At 64.6% G+C, this 25,671-nt stretch carries 19 protein-coding genes; 11 read left to right on the top strand and 8 right to left on the bottom strand.

What is annotated here, in order from left to right; genetic code table 11:
• The first annotated feature begins 98 nt into the window (after nucleotides 1-98).
• From GB927_RS19850 to GB927_RS19875, 6 genes are all read left to right on the top strand, one after another.
• Entirely contained in the window at nucleotides 99-731 is a 633-nt protein-coding gene (locus GB927_RS19850) for an ATP-dependent Clp protease proteolytic subunit (RefSeq protein ID WP_256118944.1), read from the top strand.
• Between the two features lie 26 nt (nucleotides 732-757).
• Nucleotides 758-1,123: an MmcQ/YjbR family DNA-binding protein gene (locus GB927_RS19855; RefSeq protein ID WP_256118945.1), complete on the top strand. Its 366-nt coding sequence runs from the start codon at nucleotides 758-760 to the stop codon at nucleotides 1,121-1,123.
• A gap of 264 nt (nucleotides 1,124-1,387) precedes the next feature.
• The gene (gene clpX / locus GB927_RS19860; RefSeq protein ID WP_256118946.1) at nucleotides 1,388-2,665 is read left to right on the top strand and encodes an ATP-dependent Clp protease ATP-binding subunit ClpX; all 1,278 of its coding nucleotides are present in this window, start codon (nucleotides 1,388-1,390) and stop codon (nucleotides 2,663-2,665) included.
• Nucleotides 2,666-3,081: 416 nt separating this feature from the next.
• Nucleotides 3,082-5,505: an endopeptidase La gene (gene lon, locus GB927_RS19865; RefSeq protein ID WP_256118947.1), complete on the top strand. Its 2,424-nt coding sequence runs from the start codon at nucleotides 3,082-3,084 to the stop codon at nucleotides 5,503-5,505.
• A 204-nt stretch (nucleotides 5,506-5,709) separates the two neighbouring features.
• Entirely contained in the window at nucleotides 5,710-5,985 is a 276-nt protein-coding gene (gene hupB / locus GB927_RS19870; RefSeq protein ID WP_023516583.1) for a DNA-binding protein HupB, read from the top strand.
• 290 nt (nucleotides 5,986-6,275) lie between these two features.
• A complete protein-coding gene (locus GB927_RS19875) occupies nucleotides 6,276-8,471 on the top strand; it encodes an esterase-like activity of phytase family protein (RefSeq protein ID WP_256118948.1) in 2,196 nt (731 codons plus the stop codon).
• A gap of 116 nt (nucleotides 8,472-8,587) precedes the next feature.
• On the opposite strand, the gene GB927_RS19880 is transcribed toward GB927_RS19875, so the two are convergent.
• Entirely contained in the window at nucleotides 8,588-9,049 is a 462-nt protein-coding gene (locus GB927_RS19880; RefSeq protein WP_256118949.1) for a MarR family winged helix-turn-helix transcriptional regulator, read from the bottom strand.
• Nucleotides 9,050-9,308: 259 nt separating this feature from the next.
• On the opposite strand from GB927_RS19880, the gene GB927_RS19885 reads away from it, so the two are divergent.
• The 4 genes from GB927_RS19885 (at nucleotide 9,309) to secD (ending at nucleotide 17,266) form a co-directional block, all read left to right on the top strand.
• The gene (locus GB927_RS19885) at nucleotides 9,309-10,577 is read left to right on the top strand and encodes a metallophosphoesterase family protein (protein ID WP_256118950.1); all 1,269 of its coding nucleotides are present in this window, start codon (nucleotides 9,309-9,311) and stop codon (nucleotides 10,575-10,577) included.
• 4 nt (nucleotides 10,578-10,581) lie between these two features.
• Nucleotides 10,582-14,052, top strand: coding sequence for an ATP-binding protein (locus GB927_RS19890; RefSeq protein WP_256118951.1), 3,471 nt, complete (start codon nucleotides 10,582-10,584; stop codon nucleotides 14,050-14,052).
• Between the two features lie 144 nt (nucleotides 14,053-14,196).
• Nucleotides 14,197-14,619, top strand: a complete 423-nt coding sequence (locus GB927_RS19895) for a hypothetical protein (protein ID WP_256118952.1) — start codon at nucleotides 14,197-14,199, stop codon at nucleotides 14,617-14,619.
• A gap of 109 nt (nucleotides 14,620-14,728) precedes the next feature.
• Nucleotides 14,729-17,266: a protein translocase subunit SecD gene (secD, locus tag GB927_RS19900; protein WP_256118953.1), complete on the top strand. Its 2,538-nt coding sequence runs from the start codon at nucleotides 14,729-14,731 to the stop codon at nucleotides 17,264-17,266.
• Between the two features lie 36 nt (nucleotides 17,267-17,302).
• Here secD and GB927_RS19905 read toward each other — a convergent pair whose 3' ends face one another.
• A complete protein-coding gene (locus GB927_RS19905) occupies nucleotides 17,303-18,427 on the bottom strand; it encodes an NAD(P)/FAD-dependent oxidoreductase (protein WP_256118954.1) in 1,125 nt (374 codons plus the stop codon).
• A gap of 79 nt (nucleotides 18,428-18,506) precedes the next feature.
• Complete coding sequence (locus GB927_RS19910; protein ID WP_256118955.1) at nucleotides 18,507-19,463, bottom strand: LysR family transcriptional regulator; 957 nt, start codon at nucleotides 19,461-19,463, stop codon at nucleotides 18,507-18,509.
• 99 nt (nucleotides 19,464-19,562) lie between these two features.
• Between GB927_RS19910 and GB927_RS19915 the strand changes: the two genes are divergently transcribed.
• Nucleotides 19,563-19,868 carry a hypothetical protein gene (locus GB927_RS19915; RefSeq protein ID WP_256118956.1) on the top strand — a complete coding sequence of 102 codons (306 nt, stop codon included), beginning with the start codon at nucleotides 19,563-19,565 and terminating at the stop codon, nucleotides 19,866-19,868.
• Between the two features lie 204 nt (nucleotides 19,869-20,072).
• Here the strand turns inward: GB927_RS19915 and GB927_RS19920 are convergent, their stop codons facing one another.
• The 5 genes from GB927_RS19920 to hutU all read right to left on the bottom strand — a co-directional run bounded on the left by GB927_RS19920 (nucleotide 20,073) and on the right by hutU (nucleotide 25,661).
• The gene (locus GB927_RS19920; RefSeq protein WP_256118957.1) at nucleotides 20,073-20,849 is read right to left on the bottom strand and encodes an ABC transporter substrate-binding protein; all 777 of its coding nucleotides are present in this window, start codon (nucleotides 20,847-20,849) and stop codon (nucleotides 20,073-20,075) included.
• 101 nt (nucleotides 20,850-20,950) lie between these two features.
• A complete protein-coding gene (gene uxuA, locus GB927_RS19925) occupies nucleotides 20,951-22,135 on the bottom strand; it encodes a mannonate dehydratase (RefSeq protein WP_256119081.1) in 1,185 nt (394 codons plus the stop codon).
• Between the two features lie 201 nt (nucleotides 22,136-22,336).
• Nucleotides 22,337-23,323, bottom strand: coding sequence for an aldo/keto reductase (locus tag GB927_RS19930; protein WP_256118958.1), 987 nt, complete (start codon nucleotides 23,321-23,323; stop codon nucleotides 22,337-22,339).
• Nucleotides 23,324-23,406: 83 nt separating this feature from the next.
• On the bottom strand, nucleotides 23,407-23,982 hold the full coding sequence (locus GB927_RS19935) for a HutD/Ves family protein (RefSeq protein WP_256118959.1): 576 nt from the start codon (nucleotides 23,980-23,982) through the stop codon (nucleotides 23,407-23,409).
• A gap of 2 nt (nucleotides 23,983-23,984) precedes the next feature.
• Entirely contained in the window at nucleotides 23,985-25,661 is a 1,677-nt protein-coding gene (gene hutU, locus GB927_RS19940; protein WP_256118960.1) for a urocanate hydratase, read from the bottom strand.
• Nucleotides 25,662-25,671 lie beyond the last annotated feature (10 nt).

Genomic DNA, 25,671 nt, shown 5'->3' on the forward strand with positions numbered 1-25,671 from the left:
TGAAGTCAGATACCCTGACACTCTATGTAGGGAAGAAGAAACTTGCTGATTCCCAACGTTTGCGAAGGGTTTCAGGGCCACACCGATGAAGGATTGATATGAGAAATCCCGTAGATACCGCCATGGCTCTGGTGCCGATGGTCGTCGAGCAGACCAACCGCGGCGAGCGTTCCTACGACATCTATTCGCGTCTCCTCAAGGAGCGTATCATCTTCCTGACGGGTCCCGTCGAAGATCACATCGCCACGCTCGTCTGCGCGCAGCTCCTCTTCCTCGAGGCCGAAAACCCGAAGAAGGAGATCGCGCTCTACATCAATTCGCCGGGCGGCGTCGTCACGTCCGGCATGGCGATCTACGATACGATGCAGTTCATTCGCCCGGCCGTGTCGACGCTCTGCATTGGCCAGGCCGCGTCCATGGGCTCGCTGCTCCTGGCCGCCGGCCACAAGGACATGCGCTTCGCCACGCCGAACGCCCGCATCATGGTTCACCAGCCGTCCGGCGGCTTCTCCGGCCAGGCGTCCGACATCGAGCGCCATGCAAAAGACATCATCAAGATGAAGCGTCGGCTCAACGAGATTTACGTCAAGCACTGCGGCCGCACCTATGAGGAAGTGGAACGGACGCTCGACCGCGACCATTTCATGACGGCCGACGAGGCGAAGGACTGGGGTGTGGTCGACCGCGTCATCACCAGCCGCGAGGCAATCGAGGGCGTGGACGCGTCGTAACATCGGGGTCGGGGACTGCGCGACCCATGACGCTCGACGAGTACAATGCCTTTTGCGCTTCGCTCCCGGCCACGACCCATGTCGTGCAATGGGGCGGGGCGCATGTCTGGAAGGTCGGTGGCAAGGTTTTCGCCATCGCCGGATGGAGCGAGGCTGAACTGCCGGGCGTCACGTTCAAGGTGTCGGAGCTCGCCTTCGATATCCTGCGCGAGCAGCCCGGATGCCGGCCCGCGCCGTATCTCGCCTCACGGGGCATGAAGTGGATACAGCGGCAAACGGGCGAATCAGTGGACGACGCGGCCTTGTGTGACTATCTAAGGGAAAGTCACGGTTTGGTTGCGGCCAAGTTGACGCGCAAGGCGCGCGCAGATCTTGGCTTAATGCGCGGATGAACGCAATCGTGCGATTTGTAATGATCGCGGGGCTTTATCCGCGCAGCAAAGCCGGTAATATTGGCCGTTAATGCTATGTTGATTTGTGACAGCTTAGCATTCGGTGTTTAAACGGGGAATGCGTTGCGACCGGTTGGCGGGCTTGCGCCCGGCCCGGTCAGTGCCCCTGGAGCCTTTGGAGGACGCGAAAGCGCTTCCGGCAAGGCGGTGTGAGTGGTCCGGCCATCTTCCGGGAGATGAACGGCGTGCTGGAAGGAAAGTGATATGAGCAAGGTCAGCGGCAGCAACGGCGGCGACTCCAAGAATACCCTGTATTGCTCTTTCTGCGGAAAGAGCCAGCACGAAGTCCGCAAGCTGATTGCCGGACCGACCGTCTTCATCTGCGATGAATGCGTCGAATTGTGCATGGACATCATCCGCGAAGAGAACAAGACCTCGATGGTCAAGTCCCGTGACGGCGTTCCGACGCCCCAGGACATCATCAAGGTCCTCGACGAATATGTCATCGGCCAGCAGCAGGCCAAACGCATCCTGTCGGTGGCGGTGCACAACCACTACAAGCGCCTGGCGCATGCCGCCAAGGGCTCGGACGTGGAACTGGCGAAGTCGAACATCATGCTGGTCGGCCCGACGGGCTGCGGCAAGACCTATCTCGCCCAGACGCTCGCCCGCATCATCGACGTGCCCTTCACCATGGCCGACGCCACGACGCTGACCGAAGCCGGTTATGTCGGCGAGGACGTGGAAAACATCATCCTGAAGCTTCTTCAGGCGGCCGACTACAATGTCGAGCGTGCGCAGCGCGGCATCGTCTATATCGACGAAGTCGACAAGATCTCGCGCAAGTCCGACAACCCGTCCATCACCCGTGACGTTTCGGGCGAGGGCGTGCAGCAGGCGCTTCTGAAGATCATGGAAGGCACGGTCGCTTCGGTTCCCCCGCAGGGCGGCCGCAAGCATCCGCAGCAGGAATTCCTGCAGGTCGACACGACGAACATCCTGTTCATCTGCGGCGGCGCCTTTGCCGGCCTCGACAAGATCATCTCCGCCCGCGGCGAGAAGACCTCGATCGGCTTCGGCGCGACGGTGCGTTCGCCGGAAGATCGCCGCGTCGGCGAGGTTCTGCGCGAGCTGGAGCCGGAAGACCTGGTGAAGTTCGGCCTCATTCCGGAATTCATCGGCCGTCTGCCCGTCCTGGCGACGCTGGAAGACCTCGACGAGGATGCGCTGATCCAGATCCTGTCCGAGCCGAAGAACGCGCTGATCAAGCAGTACCAGCGCCTGTTCGAGATGGAAGACGTCGAACTGACCTTCCACGAGGACGCGCTGCGCGAGATCGCCAAGAAAGCGATCGTGCGCAAGACCGGTGCCCGCGGCCTGCGCTCGATCATGGAGAAGATCCTGCTCGACACGATGTTCGAGCTGCCGACGCTGGAAGGCGTGCGCGAGGTGGTCATCTCCGACGAGGTGGTCAAGGGTTCGGCCCGTCCGCTCTACATCTACTCGGAGCGCTCCGACGAGAAGGCCAACGTCTCGGCCTGATCGACGCACATCACTGAGAGGAAAGACCCGCCACGGCGGGTCTTTTCGTTTCCGGGTCAACTCGTGACATTTCGTGACTGGTCGCTAGGCCCCGGACGGGGCATGATGTAGTGCCTGCAGCCCTTATAAGACGTTGCGAAACGTCGCGGGCCAAGCGAATATGAAAGACTTTGATTCTGTATCTCGCGTATGCTCCGGCGCATTGCCGGGGGAAGGCCGCAAGTTCCGCGACAGCGCGGAAGACTACACTTCCTTCCGTTGGTTCGTCTGGCCTGGTGCGGGGTGGGGCACTCCGTAGCCGGGCTTGAAAAAGCGTTAACCGAACGCCACTTGTGGATGGAAAAGAACGCCGGCCCGGCGCCCCCAAGCGCCGATTGGACCGGTTCCCGGAAACGGGACGTTTGAAAGGAAATGACATGACGAAAAAGACGTCTGCGCCGCACGAGTCGACGGCCTTCCCGGTCCTGCCCCTGCGCGACATCGTGGTGTTCCCGCACATGATCGTTCCGTTGTTCGTCGGCCGCGAGAAGTCGATCCGCGCGCTCGAAGAGGTGATGGGCACCGACAAGCAGATCATGCTTGCCACCCAGATCAACGCCTCCGACGACGATCCGGAAGTCGACGCTATTTACCGCATCGGCACCGTCGCCAACGTGCTCCAGCTGCTGAAACTGCCCGACGGCACCGTCAAGGTGCTGGTCGAAGGCCGTGCGCGCGCTGAAATCGACGGCTACACCGAACGCGACGAGTTCTACGAGGCGATGGCCCATGTGCTGGTCGAGCCCGACGAGGACCCGGTGGAGATCGAAGCGCTGTCGCGCTCGGTCGTCTCCGAGTTCGAGAACTACGTGAAGCTCAACAAGAAGATTTCGCCCGAAGTCGTCGGTGCCGCGAGCCAGATCGAGGATTACTCGAAGCTCGCCGATACCGTTGCCTCGCACCTTTCCATCAAGATCGTCGAAAAGCAGGAAATGCTGGAGACGACGAGCGTCAAGCTGCGGCTTGAAAAGGCGCTCGGCTTCATGGAAGGCGAGATCTCGGTTCTCCAGGTCGAAAAGCGCATCCGCTCGCGCGTCAAGCGCCAGATGGAGAAGACCCAGCGCGAATATTACCTGAACGAGCAGATGAAGGCGATCCAGAAGGAGCTCGGCGACGGCGAGGACGGCCGCGACGAGATGGCCGAACTGGAAGAAAAGATCGCCAAGGCCAAGCTCTCTAAGGAGGCCCGCGAAAAGGCGGATGCCGAGATGAAGAAGCTGCGCCAGATGAGCCCGATGTCGGCGGAAGCTACCGTCGTGCGCAACTATCTCGACTGGCTGACCGGCATTCCGTGGAACAAGCGGTCGAAGGTCAAGACGGACCTCAACGCCGCGGAAAAGGTCCTCGAAGAGGATCATTTCGGCCTCGACAAGGTCAAGGAACGCATCGTCGAATATCTCGCCGTGCAGGCACGCTCGACCAAGATCAAAGGCCCGATCCTGTGCCTCGTCGGCCCTCCGGGCGTCGGCAAGACCTCGCTTGCGAAATCGATCGCCAAGGCGACCGGCCGCGAATATGTCCGCATGGCGCTTGGCGGCGTGCGTGACGAGGCCGAGATCCGCGGTCACCGCCGCACCTATATCGGCTCGATGCCCGGCAAGGTCATCCAGTCTATGAAGAAGGCGAAGAAGTCCAACCCGCTCTTCCTGCTCGACGAAATCGACAAGATGGGCATGGATTTCCGTGGCGATCCGTCGTCGGCTCTGCTTGAGGTGCTCGATCCGGAACAGAACTCGACCTTCATGGATCACTACCTGGAAGTCGAATACGACCTGTCCAACGTCATGTTCGTGACGACGGCGAACACGCTGAACATTCCGGCGCCCCTGATGGACCGCATGGAAGTGATCCGCATCGCCGGCTACACGGAAGAGGAAAAGCTGGAAATCGCCAAGCGGCACCTGCTGCCCAAGGCGATCCGCGACCACGCGCTGCAGCCGAAGGAATTTTCGGTCACCGACGGCGCGCTGATGGCGGTCGTCCAGCAGTACACCCGCGAGGCGGGCGTGCGTAACCTGGAACGCGAACTGATGAAGCTCGGCCGTAAGGCGGTCACCGAGATCATCAAGGGCAAGTCGGCGAAGGTCGAGGTCACGGCGGAGAACATCCACGACTTCCTCGGCGTTCCGCGCTTCCGCCATGGCGAAGCCGAAGGCGAGGACCAGGTCGGCGTCGTCACGGGTCTTGCCTGGACGGAAGTCGGCGGCGAGCTGCTCACCATCGAAGGCGTCAGCCTTCCAGGTGGCAAGGGCCGCATGACGGTGACCGGCAACCTGAAGGACGTGATGAAGGAATCGATCTCGGCAGCGGCGTCCTACGTCCGCTCGCGCGCCGTCGATTTCGGCATCGAGCCGCCGCGCTTCGACAAGACCGACATCCACGTGCACGTGCCGGAAGGTGCAACGCCGAAGGACGGTCCGTCGGCCGGTATCGCCATGGCGACCGCCATCGTCTCCATCATGACCGGCATCCCGGTCTCGAAGGATATCGCGATGACGGGCGAAGTGACGCTGCGCGGCCGGGTGCTCCCGATCGGCGGCCTGAAGGAAAAGCTGCTCGCAGCGCTTCGCGGCGGCATCAAGAAGGTGCTGATCCCGGAAGAGAACGCCAAGGACCTGGCCGACATTCCGGACAACGTGAAGAACAACATGGAGATCGTTCCGGTCTCCCGCATGGGCGAGGTGATCAAGCATGCGCTCGTTCGCCGGCCCGAGCCGATCGAGTGGGACGGGACCGTCGAGGATACCAAGGTTCCGGCTGTCGAATCGACTGAAGACGGCCTCGGCGCCATCGCGCACTGAGCCTTAACGCTGGGTGAAGCATCCGGTATTTTGGCGCGAAACTGGAAAGACCGGCCCTCGGGCCGGTCTTTTTCGTTGAAAAGCGTGTGTAAACCCCGGATTCTCAGGGGATTGCGACGAAATTTTCTTGCGAGGCGAGGGGCGATGCGTATTCTGCCCCCGACTTGTATGAGTCGTTTCAAACCGTAAGAAAGGGGTGGAAACATGAACAAGAATGAACTCGTATCCGCAGTGGCTGAGAAGTCGGGCCTGTCCAAGACGGACGCAGCATCTGCTGTCGACGCCGTTTTCGAGACGATCCAGGGCGAACTCAAGAACGGCGGCGACGTTCGTCTGGTCGGTTTCGGCAATTTCTCCGTATCGCGTCGTGAAGCTTCGAAGGGCCGCAACCTTTCGACTGGCGCCGAGATCGAGATCCCGGCACGCAACGTGCCGAAGTTCTCGGCCGGCAAGGGGCTGAAGGACGCCGTTAACGGCTGATCCGATGCCGCTGCATGATCCTCGCATCCGTACAGGTGCGGGCAGACATGATGCGGCATCCAGAGTTCTGCTGCGCCCGGGGCGCGTCCTTCGGGGCGCTTGGCGCTGCAGGGCAGAGAGCGGTTGTCCACTCCGCCGCCAATCCTGAGTTTCAGGGTCGGGGCCCGGTTCTTCCGGGCCCCTTTTTATTTCCGGGTGGAGGCGTACAGCCGTCGTTGAATTGTCATCGGCCTGTAACACGAAAGCCTCAGAACCGCCGGGTTCCTTTTGACCGGATCCCGGAGGATTTCATGAAAACCCGTTCGATCACTGCTGCGCTCGCAGCCGTCCTCGCCGCATCGGTAGCTTCTGCCGCCAGCGCCGAGCCTGTATTCAATCGCATTGCATCCTTTGCCGTTGCCGACAACCTGCCGGAAGGCAAGGACAAGGCGACGCCGACCTCTTCGGAAATCATTACAGCGTCCGAAGACGGCAATACGCTCGTCTATTCCGACAGCCCGAACAAGGCGATCGGCTTCATCGACATCACCGACGCCAAGGCTCCGAAGGCCGGCGGTTCGCTGGCCTTCGAAGGCGAGCCGACCTCGGTCACCATCGCGGCCGGCAAGGCGCTCGTCGCTATCAACACGCGCGAAAGCTTCGTCAAGCCGTCGGGCATCCTCGCCCAGGTCGATCTCGCCTCGAAGGCCATCGACACGACCTGCGACCTCGGCGGCCAGCCGGACTCGATCGCGCTCAACAAGGACAAGACGCTCGCCGCGATCGCCATCGAGAACGAGCGCGACGAAGAGGTCAATGACGGCGACATCCCGCAGATGCCGGCCGGCGATCTCGTCATCCTGTCGCTGAAGGACGGCGTCGTCGATTGCGGTTCGATCAAGCATGTCACGCTGACCGGCCTTGCCGACGTTGCCGGTGACGATCCGGAGCCGGAATTCGTCGCCTTCAACAGCCTGGATGAGATTGCCCTCACGCTCCAGGAAAACAACTACATCGCCATCATCGACGGCAAGACCGGCACCGTGAAGACCCACTTCTCCGCCGGCACCGTCAACCTGGAAGGCATCGACACCAAGAAGGACGGCGCCCTCAAGTTCACCGGCGAGATGAAGGATGTCGCCCGCGAGCCCGACGCCGTGAAGTGGCTGGACGACAACCGCTTCGTCGTTGCCAATGAAGGCGACTGGAAGGGTGGCGCACGCGGCTTCACCATCTTCGACAAGACCGGCAAGGTTCTCTACGAGAATGGCGCCGGCCTTGAGCGCGAGATCGCCAAAATCGGCCACTACCCGGACGCGCGCAACAAGAAGGGCATCGAGCCGGAAGGCATGGAAGCCGCCAAGTTCGGCGACGACAACCTGTTCTTCGTGCTGGCCGAGCGTGCCTCGATCGTCGGCGTCTACAAGGACACCGGTGCCGAGCCCGAGCTTCTCCAGCTCCTGCCGTCGGGCATCGGTCCGGAAGGCGCCGTCGCCATTCCGAGCCGCAACCTCTTCGTGACCGCCAACGAGACCGACCTCGTCGAGGACGGCCTTGCCCGCTCGCACGTCATGATCTTCGAGCGTGCGGAAGGCGAAGCGGCCTATCCGCAGATCGTCTCCACCGAAAAGGATGGCGAACTGATCGGCTTCGGCGCGCTTTCGGGCCTGGCTCCGGTCAAGGACCAGGCTGGCCATCTCTACGCCGTCAACGACTCGGTCTACGCCGCGCAGCCGACAATCTTCACGATCGACGCCACCGCGAAGCCGGCCAAGATCACCGACGCGCTGCGCATCACGCGCGCCGGCGCTGCCGCCCAGAAGCTGGACATCGAAGGCCTGGTGCCGGATGGTGAAGGCGGCTTCTGGCTCGCTTCCGAAGGCGATGCCGACAAGCTCTACAGCCACGCCATCATCCACGTGAACGAGAAGGGCGCCATCGAGAAGGAAATCGCCATCCCCGCCGAGCTGCGCGCTGGCGAGAAGCGTTTCGGCTTCGAAGGCATCACCAGCGTCGGCGAAGGCGACGACCTGACGCTTTGGATGGCTGTGCAGCGCGAATGGGGCGATGACGAGAAGGGCTTTGTGAAGCTCGTCTCCTACAAGCCCTCGTCGAAGGAATGGGGCGCCGTGCGCTACCCGCTCGAAACGACGGAAGCCGGCTGGGTCGGCCTTTCCGAAATCACGGCAAACGGCGACTACGCTTACATCATCGAGCGCGACAACCAGATCGGCCAGGCTGCCAAGCTGAAGAAGCTGTACCGCGTGTCGCTTGCCGACCTGAAGCCGGGCAAGATCGGCGGCGAACTGCCGGTCGTCAAGAAGGAGGAGGTTCGTGACCTCATCCCCGACCTGAAGGGTGCCACCAACGGCTACGTCGTCGACAAGGTCGAAGGCTTCACCATCGACGCCGCCGGCAACGGCTACGTCGTGACCGACAATGACGGCGTCGACGACTCTTCCGGTGAGACGCTGTTCTTCGGCATCGGCCCGATGAACGCCATGTAAGAAGCGGATTTCCGGTGCCTCCTCGTGCGGGGGAGGCGCCGGACCCTGCCTGAAAGGGCAAACGAAAAGGCCGGGATCTCGCGATCCCGGCCTTTTTGGTTTGGTTGCCGTCCGGCTTAGCCGACGGCCTGCAAGGGGCGGATGGGGGGAGTGTCGCCGGCCTCGTGCTGGTTCCGGCTGCGCTGCAACTCGTCGGTCTTCTCGCTGAGGCAGCGGATGATTTCCTTGAGCTGCTGCTTCTGCTCTTCCGTGAGGACGGCGAAGATCGCCTCGATCATCTTGTGCTGCGGCTGCTGGGCGGCCGAAATGACGGTGCGGCCCATATCCGTAATGGAGACGATCTTGGCGCGGCGGTCCTTCGGGTCCGGCTCGCGCTTCACCAGCTTGTCACGCTCGAGCCCGTCGATCGCTTCCGTCACCGTGCGCGGTGCGAAACCGAGCGCGCAGGCGATGTCCGTCGAGCGCTGCGGGCCCTGACATTCCAGCAAAAGCAGGAACTTGCTGCGGGCGAGCGACACGCCTTCATCCATCATGCACTCGTTCACCAGGCGGCTGACCTGATGGTAGAGTTTGAACATGCCCTGGGAGATTTCTATCGTGCTAGTCATGAGGTGGAATATAGGTATTATGAGGGACCATGTCAAATGATCGTGAAGTTTTTCGGATAATTTGATCATAGATATTGAACGATGACTGTAAATGCGAACGGTCAGGCAACATGCGTTTTTCGCCTCTCTTCTCTGGCTTTTTCAGGGGAGGGTGATTTCTTTCCTGCATAACCCGGCCCGCGTTGCTGCAAGCATTGACCGGAAAGGGGCCTGAGGCGATTGTCCGGCCATGCCTTTCCGCTTCATTCACACGGCCGACCTCCACCTCGATTCGCCGCTCACCTCGCTCGCGCTCCGAAATGCCGAACTCGGCGATCTCGTGCGCGGCGCGACGCGCAAGGCGCTGGAGCGCATCGTCGACCTCGCCATTTCCGAACGTGTCGACGCCGTCATCGTCGCCGGCGACCTCTATGACGGCTCGCAGACCTCCATGGCGACGGCGCTGTTCCTGATGGGGCAGATGCGGCGGCTGGAGGCGGCCGGTATCGGCGTCTTCCTCATCCGCGGCAATCACGATGCGCAGTCGCAGATCACCCGGGAATTGACCTTCCCGCCGAACGTGCATGTCTTCGACGGCCGCGGGAAGCCGGTGAAGGCCGGGGCGCTTGAAAGCGGCCGCGAAATCCATGTGCATGGCGTCAGCTTCGCCCAGCCGCACGCGCCTGCCTCGCTGCTGCCGACATTCCGCGCGCCGGTGCCGGATGCCGTCAATATCGGCCTCATGCACACCAGCCTCGCCGGCGCCAGCCGCCACGATCCCTACGCCCCGGTTGGCATCGCCGATCTTTCCGCGCACGGTTTCGACTATTGGGCGCTCGGCCATATCCACCAGCGCCGGGTGCATCTGGAAAAGCCGTGGATCGTCATGCCCGGCAATCCGCAGGGCCGCGACATCAACGAGGGCGGGCCGAAGGGCGTGACACTCGCGACGATCGCCGAGGACGGCACGATCACCTGCAAGGAACATCGGGTGGCCGTCGCGGTCTTCGAGCGGCTGTCCGTCGATCTCACCGGCATCGACGAGTGGCCCGGCATGCTCGACCGCGTCGAGACCGTGCTGGGAGAGGCGCGGGTGGCCGCAGAGGGCGCCCATCTCGTCGCACGGCTTGCGCTCACCGGCGCCACGCCGCTCGCCTGGCGCCTGCGCCGGGACGAGGATCTGCTCACCGCCGAATTGCAGAACATCGCTTCGTCGCTCGGCGAATGCTGGATTGAGGCGGTGGAGTTGGCCGTTTCCGTGCCGCTCGCAACCGCCAGTGCCGATGCCGGCCCGCTCACGGAACTGTCGCGCCTGATGCATGAGGACGTGGTGCAGAATCACGCCTATCGCGAGGAACTGCGCGAGACGCTCGCCGACATCCTGCGCCAGTTGCCGAAGGAGGCGCGCAGCCTGCTCGCACCGGACGAGGCGGCGGAAGAGGCGCTCTTGTCCGACCTCGCCTTGCAGGGCTCCGATGCCGTGATCGCCCGCCTCGGCGGCGAAAACGGGAGGGTGTGAGCGCATGCGCCTCGATCGCCTCGACCTCGTCCGCTATGGAAAATTCACCGACCGCAGCCTGGATTTCGGCACCGCGCGGCCCGGCAAGCCGGATTTCCACCTGGTGCACGGCCCCAACGAGGCCGGCAAGTCCACGCTGTTTTCCGCCTATCTCGACCTGCTCTTTGGCATCGAGCGAACGAGCACCTACGGTTTCCTGCATCCCTATGCGCTGATGCGCGTCGGCGGGCAGTTTTCCGTCGGCCTCGAGCGCCACGAAGCCTATCGCCTCAAGCGCAACCAGGCCTCGCTTGTCGCCGCCGATGACCGCCCGCTGCCGGACACGCTCTTTGCCAGCGTGCTCGGCGGCATGGACCGCAACGCCTACCGCACCATGTTCTCGCTCGACGACGAGAGCATCGAAAAGGGCGGCGAGGACATTCTGAAGAGCGAAGGCGAACTCGGCTCCATGCTGTTTTCCGCGAGCTCCGGCCTCTCCGACATGGCGACCGGTCTTGCCGCGCTGAAGGCGGAAGCCGATGAATTCTACCGCCCCTCCGGCCGCAAACATGGCCTCTCCACGCTGAAGGTCGAAATCGAGGCGCTGGCAGCCGAGCGCAAGGCGCTCGACATTGCTGCCCGCGACTACGGCGCGCTGGTGCGCGACCGCGACACCGCCACCCGCCACCACGAGGAGGCCACGGCCGCCCGCACCGAGGCCCGCGCGGCGCTCGCGCAGATCGAGCGCAGCCTCTCGGCGCTGCCCTATCTCCGGCGCCTGCGGGCGCTGCGCACCGAACTCGGCGCCTACGATCTCGGCACGTCGCCACCTGCCACCTGGCGGTCTCTCACGGGCGAACTGGCGCGCGAGGCGACGGAAATCGCCGCGCGGGGAGAGCGCGTCGCAGGCGAGCGCGAACGCTACGAGGATGAGCGCGACGGACTTACGGAAGACGAGGCGGTGCTTGCGGCGGAAGCGGATATTGCCGCACTCGCCGGCTCCGGGCTCGAAGCCCGCTTCCGCACCGCGGTGATGGACCTGTCCGCCCGCGAGGCCGAGCGCGACCGCGTCATCGCCACGATCGGCGGGAGCATCGCCGCGCTCGGCTTGCCGCCGGATGCGGAGCCTGCGGATATCGTGCTGCCGCCCGGCCTTGGCGAAAAACTCGCGGCGCTCCTGTCGCGGCGAACGGCGCTTGTCGAACGCGCCGAAACGGCCCGTCGCGAGCAGACCGAGGCGGAACGGACATTGGCTTCGCTTGGCAGCAAGGCAGGCGCCGTTTCCGATGCGGACGCGGCCAAGAAAGAGGAACTCGCAGCCACCCTCGGCGCCATCCTGCGCGCCGCCCGCTCGGGCGACCTTCTGGCTCGTCTCCGCGAGGCCCGGCGGCTCACGGCGCTTGCCCGGCAGGACGCCGATGGCGCGATGGCGCGTCTTGCCCCATGGTCAGGCACGGCCAAGGCGCTGGAGGGGTTGTCCATCCCGGCGCCCTCGGAATTCGAGGGCCTGCGCAAGCGATACGACGTAGCGGCCGAGGCCTCGCGCCGGCAACAGGAGCAGGTCGCGGCGCTGGAGCTGGAGGTTGCTTCCGCCCGGGCGACGCTGGATGCGCTTCAAAAGGCGACCGGTGCGGCGGGGGAGGAGCACGCCGGCCGCCTGCGGACGATGCGGGACGCAGCGTGGCAAAAGCACCGCGCCACTCTCGACGCCGACACCGCGACCGAGTTCGAGCGCGCCATGCATGACGACGACCGCGCCGGCGAGACGCGCCTGCGCAATGCCGACCGTCTGTCGGAACTGCGGGTGCTTGAACGCACGGTGGCGGAAGGCGGGGCGCGGCTTGATGCGCTCGGTAGCGAAGTGCAGCGTCTGGAACAGGCGAGGGCGGTGGTCGCAGCAGAGATATCTTCGCTCGCCCGGCGCTTCGACCTTTCCGACGAAACCCCGCTGGCGGCGGTGACGGCATGGCTGGAGCGGCGTTCCACGGCGCTGGAAAAGCTCGGCGATCTCGCGCGGCAGACCATCGAAGCCGATCTCGTGGAGAACGACGCCCGCGACCTGCTGACGCGGCTCTCCGCCCTCCTGGGCAGCGAAATCCCCACAGGCACGCCGCTCGACGAGGCGCTGTTCCTTGCCGAAGACCGGCTGGAGGCTTTGAAGTCGGCGCGCACCCAACGGCTCGCCGTCGCGGAGCATCTCGCCCGCGCCAGGACGGATGCGGAGGCGCGCCGGAAGGCGGTGGAGGAAACAACCACGGCACTGGCCGCATGGCAGGAGACCTGGGACCGCGGGATCGCCGGCACCTGGCTCGCCACGGAGCAGGCGCCGGCCGAGCCGGAACGGCTTGCCGCAGCACTCCCCGCCTTGCAGGCGCTCGCCCAGAATGTCGAGCGGCGGCGCGAGTTCGACCACCGCATTACCGGCATGCGCCGCGACCAGCAGGATTACGGCAGCCATGCGCGCCGTCTTGCCGAGCGGCTTGCCGAGCCGTTCGATGCCGAGGATCCGCTCGCAGCCGTGGCCGGCCTTTCCCGGCGGCTGGCCGCGGCCAACGCGGTACACGACCGGCGTGAGGCGATCGACAAGGCGCTGCTGCGCCTCGATGACGAGGAGAAGGTGCTGGAGGAGCGCCGGGCGGTGCTGACGTCGCGGCTTTCCGAAATCTACGCCTTTCTCGGCTGCGACAGCCTCGCGGAAGCGGATCAGCTGCTCGAAGCCTATCGCAAGCGCGACGACATTCTGGGGCGCATCGAGGATGCCGGGCGCGACCTCATGCAGCAGATGCGCGCTGGGACGGTCGATGAGGCGGAGGCTTGGCTTTCGGCGGTCGATGACGACCAGCTTGCGGCGGAGAAGGACGATCTTTCGGTGCGGCTGGAGGAACTCGACCGCGCGGTGCAGGAGCATCATCTGGCGCGGGCGCGGGCGGAGGAGGCGTTGGCCAAGATCGCCGGCAGCGACGAGGCGGCGGTGCTGGAGGAGCGGCGGCGCACGGCGCTGATCGAGCTTGCGGAAAAATCGCGGCGTTACCTCGCGACGCGCGCCGGCATCCTGGCGGCCGAGCAGGCGCTGCGGCTCTATCGCGAGCGCCATCGCAGCGCGATGATGGAGCGCGCTTCGAAGACCTTTCGCGACATCACGGGCGGCGAATATTCCGGGCTTTCGACGGTCCTGGAGAAGGACAGCGAGTTCCTCGTGGTCAATGCCGCCGCCGGTGGCTCGAAGCTGGCGAAAGACCTTTCCAAGGGCACGCGCTTCCAGCTTTACCTGGCGCTGCGCGTTGCGGGGTATCACGAGATCGCCGCCAGCCGCGATATCGTGCCCTTCATCGCCGACGACATCATGGAGACCTTCGACGACCGGCGCGCGCTGAACGCGCTCAAGGTGATGGGCGCCATGGCGACGGGCGGGCAGGTGATCTACCTGACGCACCACCAGCACCTGCGCGATCTCGCGCGCGAAGCCTGCCCTGATGTGGTGATCCATGAATTGTGAGGGCTGAAACGTCTGTCCATCAAGGAACCGTTAACGCCCGGAACTTGACTTGAATGACGGTAAGTGGTTCTTGGCGCACCATCGGCACCGCTGCTTTGCACGGCGCCCCGCGTTGACCAGACGGACGGGCACGAAACGGACGGCATGACGAACAGGACCGGAAAAGAAGCGACCATGTGGGAGCGGGGTTTTGCGCCCGCAGGCTTCCTCGTGCTGCTCTTCACCCTGTTCCTCTCGCAGTTCTCGCTGCCGCAGAACGCCGCCACCGCAGGCCATCCGCAGCGTGCAGCCGCCGAAGGCGGCGTGGCACCATCACCGCTCTCCACCACAGGCGACGAGCTCTGGTTTCCGGCGAGCGGCCATGCCGAACGGCGGGTTGCCAAGGCGAAGACCGGGCTTCCCGAGGGCGACGCGGCCGGCAAGGCGATCGTGCCGAGCGCCGGCCTGCTGCTCTATCCCTTTGAAATCGCCTCGTCAGGGGCATTCTTTGCTGTCGACGATGCTGCGCCGGCTTTGTCCGGCCATGCGGCGTTCCGCAGCCGCGCGCCTCCGGCTTTTGCTGCCTGAGGCCCTTTGGCGTTTCTGACGCCGCGCCATTCGATTGAAATTCCGATCCCAGCGGACGGCGCCGACTGATTCTGTCGCGCCCGTCCGTCAGTTTAAGTGGAACAACCCCATGAAAACCTCCAAATGGGCATTGTTGTTGTACACCGTGATCATCCTGTTCGGGGTGCTCGCGGCCGTGCCCAACGTGCTGACGACTGAACAGCAGGCGACATTCGGGCGCTTTCTGCCCGCCAAGCCCGTCACCCTCGGCCTCGACCTGAAGGGTGGCTCGCATCTCGTGCTGGAAGTCGATTCCGCCGCACTTCGCAAGGCGCGCATGGACGTGCTCTTGAACGATGCGCGCGGCATCCTGCGCACCGCCGGCGAGCGCGCCTCGGCCGCCCGCCTCAGCGGCACGACCCTGACGATCACGCTGGCCGACGAGGCCGCGCTCGACAAGGTCCTGCCGGAAGTGCGCAAGCTTGCCGCACCGACGACGTCGCTCGGCTTCGGTACCGGCTCCTCCGACATCGATGTGGAGACTTCCGGCACCGTCATCACCGTGGCGCTGACGGAAGCCGGCATCAACGAGCGCATGTCGGCAGCCGTCGAGCAGAGCCTTGAAATCATCCGTCGCCGCGTCGACCAGGTCGGCGTCGCCGAACCGCTCATCCAGCGCGTCGGCGGCGACCGCATCCTCGTGCAGCTGCCGGGCCTTCAGGACCCGACGCGCCTGCGCCAGCTGCTCGGCTCGACCGCGCAGATGAGCTTCCACATGGTCGACCAGACCGTGGACCCGAACAGCGTCGCACCGCGCGGCGTGATGATCCTGCCCGGCGCCAACGACCCCGGAAAATATGCCGTGGAAGAGCGCGTGGCGATCTCGGGCGACCGCCTGGCGGACGCCAAGGCCGGCTTCGACCAGCGCACGAACGAGCCGATCGTCTCGTTCAGCTTCGATTCGACCGGTGCCCGCCAGTTCGCGGAAATCACCCAAGCGAATGTCGGAAAACCCTTCGCCATCGTCCTCGACGGCAAGGTCTTGACCGCACCCGTCATCCGCGAGCCGATCATCGGCGGCCAGGGCCAGATTTCCGGCAACTTCAACCCGCAGGAAGCGACCGTGCTTTCGGCGCTGCTGCGCTCCGGCGCGCTGCCGGCACCCCTCACCATCATCGAAGAGCGCACCGTCGGCCCGAACCTCGGCTCCGACTCGATCCGCATGGGCCTCTACACCGGCTTTGCCGGCCTTCTCGCCGTCGTGATCATGATGCAGGTGCTCTATGGCTCCTGGGGTCTCATCGCAAACCTCGGCCTCGTGCTGCATACGATCCTGACGATCGGCTTGCTCGGGCTGCTGGGCTCGACGCTGACCTTGCCCGGCATCGCCGGCATCATCCTCGGCATCGGCATGGCGGTGGACGCCAACATCCTCATCAACGCCCGTATCCGTGAAGAAACGGCGGCGGGCGCCGGCGCCATGAAGGCGCTCGATGTGGGCTTCAACAAGGCCTATGCCACCATCGTCGACGGCAACATGACGACCATGGTCGGCATGATCCTGCTCTTCATGTTCGGCTCCGGCCCGGTGCGCGGCTTCGCCATCACCATGATCATCGGTCTCGCGATCTCGATGTTTACCTCGATCACCTTCGTGCGCCTGCTGATGCGCGAGGTCGTCATCCGCAGCAAGATGAAGAAGATCGACATCCACTCGATGTTCGGCGCGGTGCCGAGCATCCCGACCTTCTCCTTCATGCGCGGCCGCTACATCGCCATCGCCATGTCGGCGTTCATCTCGACAAGCTCGGTCATCCTGTTCTTCACGCCGGGTCTCAACTACGGCATCGACTTCGTCGGCGGCATCCAGGTCGAGGCGACTTCCAAGACGCCGATCGACCTCGCCGTCGTGCGCGAGAAGATGGAGAGCCTGAACCTCGGCGAAGTGGCGCTGCAGGAATTCGGCCAGGGCACCTCCGTGCTCGTGCGCGTGCAGCGTCAGCCGGGCGGCGAAGAGGCGCAGTCCGCGGCCCTCCAGCAGGTCCGCGACGGCGTTGCGGCGGTGATCGCGGATGCGAACTTCGAGCGCACGGAAGTGGTCGGCCCAACGGTCAGCACGGAGCTTGCGCGTTCCGGCTTCCTGGCCGTCGCGCTCGGCATGCTGGCGATCCTGATCTACATCTGGTGGCGCTTCGAATGGCACTTTGCCGTCGGCGCCATCGCGACGCTGATCCTGGACATCACCAAGATGATCGGCTTCTTCTCCCTGATGCAGATCGACTTCAACCTGACGGCCATCGCCGCGGTGTTGACGCTGATCGGTTACTCGGTCAACGACAAGGTGGTGGTGTACGACCGCATGCGCGAGAACATGCGCAAGTACAAGTCGATGCCGTTCTCAGACCTTATCGACCTGTCGATCAACCAGGTGGTCATGCGATGCATCTTCACCTCCGTCGCCGTCGCGGTCTCGCTGCTGCCGATGGCGATCTGGGGTGGCGATACCGTCAAGCCCTTCGCCTGGCCGATGCTGTTCGGCGTCGTGGTCGCGACGACCTCGTCGATCTATATCGGCGGTCCGATCCTGCTCTTCCTCAGCCGCTGGTGGAAGGATCGCGACGCGACACGGGCGCCCGGTTCGGCAACCACGCCGGCAACCGAAGCTTGAAACCGGAACGGGCGCCCTTCAGGCGCCCGTTTCGTTTCAGGGGAAGCGGGCGGGGCTGAAGGTCTCCGCCGTTATGCCCTCGCGGGCCAGCAGTTCTGGCACCGGGTCTCCGGTGAGGAGGGCGGCGGCGAGGCTGCCGAGGGCGGGCGAGGTAAGGATGCCGTATCCGCCCTGTCCGGCGAGCCAGAAGAAGCTCGGCTCGTCCTTGGCGGGGCCTATGACCGGCAGCCGGTCCGGAGAAAAACTGCGCATGCCGGCCCAGCTGCGAAAGACACGGCGCACGCTCAAGGTCGTCGCCTCCTCGACATAGTGGGCGGCATAGGCGACGTCGAGCTCCTCCGGCTGCACGTCCGCCGGTTCGCAGGGCGTTTCGTCGGCGGGCGAGGCGAGCAGGCGGCCGCCCTCGGGCTTAAAGTAGAAAATGTCCTCGACCTCGTTGATCTCCGGCAGGCGGCTGGCGTCGATGCCCTCGGGCAGGTCGACGGTGACCGCCGTGCGGCGATGCGGCACAATGCCGACCGGTGCGACACCGCAGAGCCCCGCGACCGTATCGGCCCAGCCGCCGGCCGCATTCACCAGCGTTCCGGCGGCGATCGTTTCGTCGTTGGTCTCGATCAGCCAACTGCCGCCGACGCGCCGGGCGCCGGCGAACGACCGGCCTTCGAGGATCTGTGCGCCGTGGCGCCGCGCATGGCGGGCATAGGCCTGCAACAGCGCGTCCACCTCGATATCCCAGTAATCCGGGTCGAAATAGGCCGCAGCGGCATAGGCGGGGTCGAGCATTGGCGCGCGGGCGAGCATGGCCGTCGTATCGAGCCATTCCACGGCCACGCCGAGTGCCTTCGCCGCCTCGAAACGGGCGCGCACCAGCGCTTCCTTGCCCTCCGTGCCGAGAATGATGCTGCCCCGGTCGATAAGCAGCGGCACGGCGGCAAACCCCTCCGGCGGCTGCGTGAGGAAAGCATGGCTGGCGCGGGCGAGCGCGTTCACGAGGGGCGCATTGTCGCGCAGCGTGAATTCGGCGGCCGAGCGGCCGGTGCTGTGATAGCCGAGCGCGCCTTCGCGCTCCAGCACGACGACGGAGCGATGCGAGCTCAGGAAATAGGCGAGCGATATGCCGGCAATGCCGCCGCCGATGATTGCGATGTCAAACGTCTGCATGGCCGCCTCCGGTGTGTTGCAGGGACAGGCCTAAGCAAGCTTTCGGCATTCTTCAAATTTATAGAGGTGAAGGTGGATATCAGCCGGATTGATGCGGCTCACCCCAGCGCCACGGCGGCACCTCGGCCATGTGGGTGAGGAACGCGCGCTCGGCCGGATTGAGCGCCGAGCCGGGATTGGTGATGCGGAAGGTTTCGGCCACCGGCAGGTCGTCATAGGGCGGAAGCTGCCAGAGTTCGCCGGCCGTCAGGGCCACGCCGGTGAGGTGCGCCGGCAGCATGCCGATGCCGGCATTGGCCACCACGAGGCGCAGCACCTCCTCCACGTTGAAGGCAAGGGCGCGCACCTGCTGGCCGAAGGAGCCGACGGCGCGCACGGCCGTCACCGGCCCCATATGCGGCCCGCCCAGCACGTCGGCGAGGAAGGAGACATAGGGTTCGCCGCGCAGGTCCTCCAGCCGCGCATCGCGCGCGCCGAACAGCCGGTGCCCGCGGCCGCAATAGAGCGCATAACGCTCGTAGCAGAAGGGCACCTTTTCCAGCCCATCCGGAATGATGCCGTCGGAAAGCCCGAGCGTCGCGACGCCGCGCTCCACCGAGCGGATGACGTCCGTCGTCGTCTCCACCGTCACGCCGACGGTGACGCGCGGATGCAGCCGGAAGAAATCGGCGATGGCCCGGTCCCAGGCGGGGTTCATGGCGTGGCTCACCGAATGGATGGTGATATGGCCGGCAATGTCCTCGCTGGATGGCTGCATCGCCTCCGGCAGCCGCACGATGGCAGTAAAAATGTCGTGGCAGAGCGCATGCAGCCGCTCGCCCGCTTCCGTCAGCTCGAAACGGCCTGGGCTGCGGTCGATCAGCCGGTGGCCGACCGATTGTTCCAGCCGTTTCAGCGCCATGCTGACGGCCGGCTGTTGCAGCAAAAGCCGGTTCGCCGCCCGCGTGATGCTGCCTTCCTCCACCACGACCACGAAGGTGCGCAGCAGGTTCCAGTCGAGATTGTGGGCGAAGCGTTCGAGACGGTTGGTGGGCATGCGTGTAGCTAGGACGGCGGCATGGGAAAAGGCAAGAGCCGAGGCGGACGCCCGCTTTCACAACCCCTGCTGGATAAATGACTACCCCTGGTCGGCGACATGCGCTTTTCGACGGCAATGGCTCGTTTTTACCGGAACCAAAAAGCCCGCAGGCGCATTTTGCCGGTCGAACGAAGGGGAAATTGCCATATGTGGGAACGGTTTAGCACCAGCGGGCTCGCGGGGTCCTATCTCGATGACTTGCTGGCAGACGGCGTGAACGCACGCATGGAATTCCGCCCCAGACGGGCGTTCGATCCCCATCCATTTCTGGTCAGTCTTGACGACGAGGGAGAAGCCGAAGCGTTTTTCACCCGGCCCATCGATGGATCGGCCATCGGGAGGTCGCCCCGTTTCGAGCCTTGATCGCGCAAATGAAAGAGGCGGCCGAAGCCGCCCCGCTTTGGTGACAACCATCACCCACTCACTGCCGTCATCCTCGGGTTTAACCCGAGGATCCACGCGGCACCCGCGGCTGTGGGTGGTCGGGTCAGGCCCGACCATGACGGAGGAGAGTTTGGGCAGACTTTGTCATGAAGCCAAGGCGGCCGAAGCCGCCTCCCGGTCCATTTATTTCATCGTGTAGATGTCGATGGAAAAATACTTGTCGTTGATCTTCTTGTAGGTGCCGTCCTCGCGGATGGCCTTCAGGGCAGTGTTCAGCTTCTCGCGCAGATCGTTGTCGTCCTGGCGCACTGCGATGCCCACGCCTTCGCCAACGAATTTCGGATCGGTGATCGGCGTGCCGACCAGCTCGCAGCAGGCCTTGCCGTCGTCGTTCTTGGTGACCCAGTCGAGCAGCGGGATCATGTCGCCGACCTGCAGGTCGAGGCGGCCGTTCGCCATGTCGAGGTTCACTTCGTCCTGCGTCGGATAGAGCTTGATGTCAGCATCGGGATAGACGGCCGCGACGTAATCGGCCTGCGTGGTGCCGGACTGGGCGCCGATCGTCTTGCCCTTCATGCCCTCATTGGTGAAATCGGTGAGGCCGGCGCCCTTCGGCGCGGCATGCGTCATGGCGGCGAGATAGTAGGGGTCCGTGAAGGAAACCTGCTTCTTGCGCTCCTCGGTGATGAACATCGAGGCGATGATCATGTCGTATTTCTTGGCGACGAGGCCGGGAATGATGCCGTCCCAATCCTGCGCGACGACTTCGCATTCGACCTTCATCTTCTCGCAGAGCGCAAGGCCGATCTGCACGTCGAAGCCATCGAGATTGCCGGCGGAATCCTGGAAGTTGAAGGGCGGATAGGCGCCTTCCGTGCCGATCTTCAGCGTTTGCGCAGAAGCCTGGGCGGAAAGCAGGGTGGAGCCTGCCAGAGCCAGCGCGAGCAGCATTTTTTTCATGGTCGTTCCCCTGTTCTGATTGTGACCGAGGGAACGGTAACGCGGCCCCGCGCATAAACGAAATAGATAGCCCTGATAGTCGCTATCATTTCAGTTTATGTTCACGCGGCCATGAAACGGGAGACGCCGCGCATGACCCCGCGCAGTTCCGCCAGCCCCTTCAGCCGGCCGATCAGCGAGTAGCCGGGATTGATGCGCGCCTTGCCGATATCGTCGGCGAGCAGGTGGCCATGGTCGGGCCGCATGGGAATGCGCCAGTCGGCGCGGCCTTCCGCCTTGCGCCGCGCCTGCTCCTCCAGAAGCGCGACGACGACCTCCACCATGTCGGTCGAGCCATCGAGATGGTCGGCCTCGTGGAAGGAGCCGTCCGGCTCGCGGGTGACGTTGCGCAGGTGGGCGAAATGGATGTTCGGGCCGAATTCGCGCACCATGGCCGGCAGGTCGTTGTCGGCCCTGACACCATAGGAGCCGGTGCAGAAGGTGAGGCCGTTCGCGGTGCTCGGTGCCGCGGCAAGGATCGCGCGGGCATCTTCCGCGCAGGCGACGACGCGCGGCAGGCCGAACAGCGAGAACGGAGGATCATCCGGGTGGATGCACAGCCGGACGCCGACCTCTTCCGCCACCGGCACGATCTCGCGCAGGAAGTCTTGCAGATTGCCGCGCAACGCCTCGGCGTCGATGCCCTGGTATTCCTCCAGCGCCTTGCGGAAGCTATCCCGATCGTAGGAGCGCTCGGTCGCCGGCAGGCCGGCGATGAGGTTGCGCTCGATCGTCGCCACCTGATCGTCGTTGAGCGCGATCAGCCGGTCCTTCGCGGTGCGGATCGCCGCGGGCGTATAATCCTTCTCCGCATCCTTCCGGCGCAGCACCAGCAGGTCGTAGGCTGCGAAATCCACGGCGTCAAAGCGCAGCGCATAGCCGGTGGAGGGCATGCGGTAGAGCAGATCGGTGCGCGTCCAGTCGCAGACGGGCATGAAGTTATAACAGATCGTCCTGATGCCGGCCTTCGCCAGCGCCCGGATCGTATTCTTGTAGGCGCCGATATATTTGCTGCGCTCGGGGCCGGCGATCTTGATCGAATTGTGCACCGGAATGCTCTCGACCACCGACCAGGTCAGGCCCGCGGCCTCGATCGTCGCCTTGTGGGAGAGGATGTCGTCCAGCGGCCAGGCCGAGCCATCATAGATGTGGTGGAGTGCGGAGACGATGCCAGTGGCGCCGGCCTGCTGGATATGGTCGAGGGTCACCGGATCCTTCGGGCCATACCAGCGAAAACATTGTTCCATCATCGTCATTCCTCCAGACCCCAACCCCGGCGGTTGGATCACACGGGCAGGGGGTGCGCAAGGGGCGCGCCTTAAGATGACTCAGTCTCTTCGCAAACCGGATCAACCGCCTGTTCCGACTCCGGTTTTGCGGCCTGCATTGACGGGGCGGATTTCGTCATCGATGCCGGCCTGAAGGCCGGCATCGATGTGGCACAATCTCTACCAGCGCTGGTGCACATGCGGGGCGACGAGGCGGTAGTAGACCTCGCGCGTCGCTTCCATCACGTCTTCCGGAATGGCCGGCAGGCTCGCGGCCCGGGCGTTCGCCTGTGCCTGCTCGGCATTGCGCGCGCCGGGGATGACGACGCTGACGGCATCCGACATCAGGATCCAGCGCAGGGCGAAGGCGGCCATGGTCGTGCCGGCCGGCACCAGCGCGCGGATTTCCTCGACGGCCTGCAAGCCAGTCTCGAAGGGCACGCCGGCAAAGGTCTCGCCGACATCGAAGGATTCGCCGTGGCGGTTGAAGTTGCGGTGGTCATCCGCAGCAAAGGCCGTCTCGCGGGTGATCTTTCCCGAGAGCAGGCCGCTTGCCAGCGGCACGCGCGCGATGATCGCGACGTGGCGGCGGGCGGCTTCCTTGAAGAAGAGCTGTGCCGGGCGCTGGCGGAACATGTTGTAGATGATCTGCACGCTGACGACGCCCGGGAACTCGATCGCCTTCAGCGCTTCCTCGACCTTCTCCACGCTGACGCCGTAATTGGCGATCTTGCCGGCGGCCTTGATCTCTTCCAGCGCCTGGAAGACTTCCGGACGGTAATAGACCTCCGTCGGCGGGCAATGCAGCTGCACGAGGTCGAGGCGCTCGACGCCGAGGTTCTTCAGGCTGCGGTCGATGAAGCCTTCGAGGTTTTCCTTGTTGTAGCCGTCGGCGACATGCGGCGAGAGCCGGCGGCCGGCCTTGGCCGCCACCATCGGGCGCTGGCCGCCGCGTTCCTTCAGCACGTCGGCGATGATTTTTTCCGAACGGCCGTCGCCATAGACGTCGGCGGTGTCGATGAAAGACATGCCGGCGTCGAGCGCGGCATGGAGGGCGGCGCGGCCATCCGCCTCCGTGACGTCACCCCAGGCGCCGCCGATCTGCCAGGCGCCGAAGCCGATATCCGTGGTGGTAAAACCCGTGCGGCCGAATTTGCGATGTCTCATGAAAAAGTCTCCCGACAGATTGATTGTGTCGGGAGGTAGCATTCCGCTGGAACGCGGACAAGGAAATCGCTTCCGTCTATGGCTCAGGCCGGAGTGATTTCTACCAGATAGAAGGCCGCACTTTCGCCGGCCGAGACCACCTCGGCACGCTCCGAGCCATCGAGCACCAGGGCATCCAGCGGCTGGAGGCCGATGAGGCCGTTGGCGGTGGAAACGCCGAGCGGTTCAAGCGCCAGCAGCAGGCGTTCGCCTGATGATTGCGCCAGAGCCAAGGAGCCTTCCGCGACGTGCCGCGCCAGCTTGTGCCGGAAAACGCCACGACGGGTCATGACGTTGAGGTCGGTGATCGGACCGCCGGTGAGGCGCGCCGTGGTGGGCGCATCGGCCGGGAAGGCGAGGGGCGTCGATTGCGGCGTCAGCAGTTTCTCACCGACACCCTCGATGGACAGCGCCATGCCGTCCCCCGAAAGCACCGCCAGCGTGCGGTCGATGCCGGGAAAGACCGAAAACGGTCCGTCGCTCGCCACCGTCGCCATGCTGACGCGCCAGCCGAACGCCGAAAGGTCGGCGCCTTCCGGATGGACGATCACCTCGACCGTCTCGCCGCCGCCGTTCTTCCACGGCATGCGGCGATGTTCGACGTTGCGGAGAAGCCGCATCCTCAATTACCGAGGATGCCGGGCAGGCGCAGGCCCTTTTCCTTGGCACAATCGAGCGCGATGTCGTAGCCGGCATCCGCGTGGCGCATGACGCCGGTCGCCGGATCGTTCCACAGCACGCGGCCGAGGCGTTCGGCTGCCGCATCCGTGCCGTCGGCGCAGATGACGACGCCCGAATGCTGCGAGAAGCCCATGCCGACGCCGCCGCCATGGTGCAGCGAGACCCAGGTCGCACCCGAGGCGGTGTTGAGCAGCGCGTTCAGCAGCGGCCAGTCGGACACGGCGTCCGAGCCATCCTTCATCGATTCCGTCTCGCGGTTCGGCGAGGCAACGGAGCCCGAATCGAGGTGGTCGCGGCCGATGACGATCGGCGCGCTCAGTTCGCCGTTCTTGACCATCTCGTTGAACGCGAGGCCGAGGCGGTGGCGATCACCGAGGCCGACCCAGCAGATGCGCGCCGGCAGGCCCTGGAAGGCGATGCGCTCGGCGGCCATGTCGAGCCAGTTGTGCAGGTGCTTGTTGTCGGGCAGCAGTTCCTTGACCTTGGCGTCGGTCTTGCGGATGTCCTCCGGATCGCCGGACAGCGCAGCCCAGCGGAACGGGCCGATGCCGCGGCAGAACAGCGGGCGGATATAGGCCGGCACGAAGCCCGGGAAGGCGAAGGCGTTTTCGAGGCCCTCTTCCTTGGCGACCTGGCGGATGTTGTTGCCGTAGTCGAAGGTCGGGATGCCCATGTCCTGGAAGGCGATCATCGCTTCGACATGCTCGCGCATGGAGGCGCGGGCGGCCTTTTCGACGGCCTTCGGGTCGCTTTCGCGCTTTTCCTTCCACTGCGCCATCGTCCAGCCCTTCGGCAGGTAGCCGTTGATCGGGTCGTGGGCGGACGTCTGGTCGGTGACCATGTCCGGGCGGATGCCGCGGCGGACCATTTCCGGCAGGATCTCGGCGGCGTTGCCGAGCAGGCCGACGGACTTGGCTTCACCGGCCTTCGTCCAGCGATCGATCATTGCGAGCGCCTCGTCGAGCGTGTCGGCCTTTTCGTCGATGTAGCGGGTGCGCAAACGGAAATCGATCGAGTCCGGGTTGCATTCGACGGCAAGGCACGAGGCGCCGGCCATGACGGCGGCGAGCGGCTGGGCGCCGCCCATGCCGCCGAGACCGCCGGTCAGCACCCACTTGCCCTTGAGGTCGCCATTGTAATGCTGGCGGCCGGCTTCCACGAAGGTCTCGTAGGTGCCCTGAACGATGCCCTGGCTGCCGATATAGATCCACGAGCCGGCCGTCATCTGGCCGTACATGGCAAGGCCCTTCTTATCCAGCTCGTTGAAATGGTCCCAATTGGCCCAATGCGGCACGAGGTTGGAATTGGCGATCAGCACGCGCGGCGCATCCTTGTGCGTGCGGAAAATGCCGACCGGCTTGCCGGACTGCACGATCAGCGTCTCGTTTTCTTCGAGGTCACGCAGCGAGGCGACGATCTTGTCGAAATCGGCCCAGGTGCGGGCGGCACGGCCGATGCCGCCATAGACGACCAGTTCATGCGGGTTTTCCGCGACGTCGGGGTCGAGATTGTTCATCAGCATGCGCAGCGGCGCTTCCGTCATCCAGCTCTTGGCGGTGAGCTCGGTGCCGCGGGCAGCGCGGATTTCGCGGATGTTGTGGCGGGGATTGGTGGTCATTGGCTGGTTC

It is taken from the genome of Shinella lacus (assembly GCF_010994755.1).
Taxonomy (GTDB): domain Bacteria; phylum Pseudomonadota; class Alphaproteobacteria; order Rhizobiales; family Rhizobiaceae; genus Shinella; species Shinella lacus.

Excerpts from the sequence above, each read along its gene's own strand:
- GB927_RS19910 (WP_256118955.1), bottom strand. The coding sequence starts at position 19,463 with ATGCCCACCAACCGTCTCGAACGCTTCGCCCACAATCTCGACTGGAAC.
- GB927_RS19930 (WP_256118958.1), bottom strand. The coding sequence starts at position 23,323 with ATGAGACATCGCAAATTCGGCCGCACGGGTTTTACCACCACGGATATC.
- GB927_RS19875 (WP_256118948.1), top strand. The coding sequence starts at position 6,276 with ATGAAAACCCGTTCGATCACTGCTGCGCTCGCAGCCGTCCTCGCCGCA.
- GB927_RS19850 (WP_256118944.1), top strand. The coding sequence starts at position 99 with ATGAGAAATCCCGTAGATACCGCCATGGCTCTGGTGCCGATGGTCGTC.
- GB927_RS19915 (WP_256118956.1), top strand. The coding sequence starts at position 19,563 with ATGCGCTTTTCGACGGCAATGGCTCGTTTTTACCGGAACCAAAAAGCC.
- GB927_RS19885 (WP_256118950.1), top strand. The coding sequence starts at position 9,309 with ATGCCTTTCCGCTTCATTCACACGGCCGACCTCCACCTCGATTCGCCG.
- secD (WP_256118953.1), top strand. The coding sequence starts at position 14,729 with ATGAAAACCTCCAAATGGGCATTGTTGTTGTACACCGTGATCATCCTG.
- GB927_RS19920 (WP_256118957.1), bottom strand. The coding sequence starts at position 20,849 with ATGAAAAAAATGCTGCTCGCGCTGGCTCTGGCAGGCTCCACCCTGCTT.
- GB927_RS19855 (WP_256118945.1), top strand. The coding sequence starts at position 758 with ATGACGCTCGACGAGTACAATGCCTTTTGCGCTTCGCTCCCGGCCACG.
- hutU (WP_256118960.1), bottom strand. The coding sequence starts at position 25,661 with ATGACCACCAATCCCCGCCACAACATCCGCGAAATCCGCGCTGCCCGC.
- GB927_RS19880 (WP_256118949.1), bottom strand. The coding sequence starts at position 9,049 with ATGTTCAAACTCTACCATCAGGTCAGCCGCCTGGTGAACGAGTGCATG.
- GB927_RS19895 (WP_256118952.1), top strand. The coding sequence starts at position 14,197 with ATGACGAACAGGACCGGAAAAGAAGCGACCATGTGGGAGCGGGGTTTT.
- clpX (WP_256118946.1), top strand. The coding sequence starts at position 1,388 with ATGAGCAAGGTCAGCGGCAGCAACGGCGGCGACTCCAAGAATACCCTG.
- hupB (WP_023516583.1), top strand. The coding sequence starts at position 5,710 with ATGAACAAGAATGAACTCGTATCCGCAGTGGCTGAGAAGTCGGGCCTG.
- GB927_RS19905 (WP_256118954.1), bottom strand. The coding sequence starts at position 18,427 with ATGCAGACGTTTGACATCGCAATCATCGGCGGCGGCATTGCCGGCATA.
- GB927_RS19935 (WP_256118959.1), bottom strand. The coding sequence starts at position 23,982 with ATGCGGCTTCTCCGCAACGTCGAACATCGCCGCATGCCGTGGAAGAAC.
- GB927_RS19890 (WP_256118951.1), top strand. The coding sequence starts at position 10,582 with ATGCGCCTCGATCGCCTCGACCTCGTCCGCTATGGAAAATTCACCGAC.
- lon (WP_256118947.1), top strand. The coding sequence starts at position 3,082 with ATGACGAAAAAGACGTCTGCGCCGCACGAGTCGACGGCCTTCCCGGTC.
- uxuA (WP_256119081.1), bottom strand. The coding sequence starts at position 22,135 with ATGGAACAATGTTTTCGCTGGTATGGCCCGAAGGATCCGGTGACCCTC.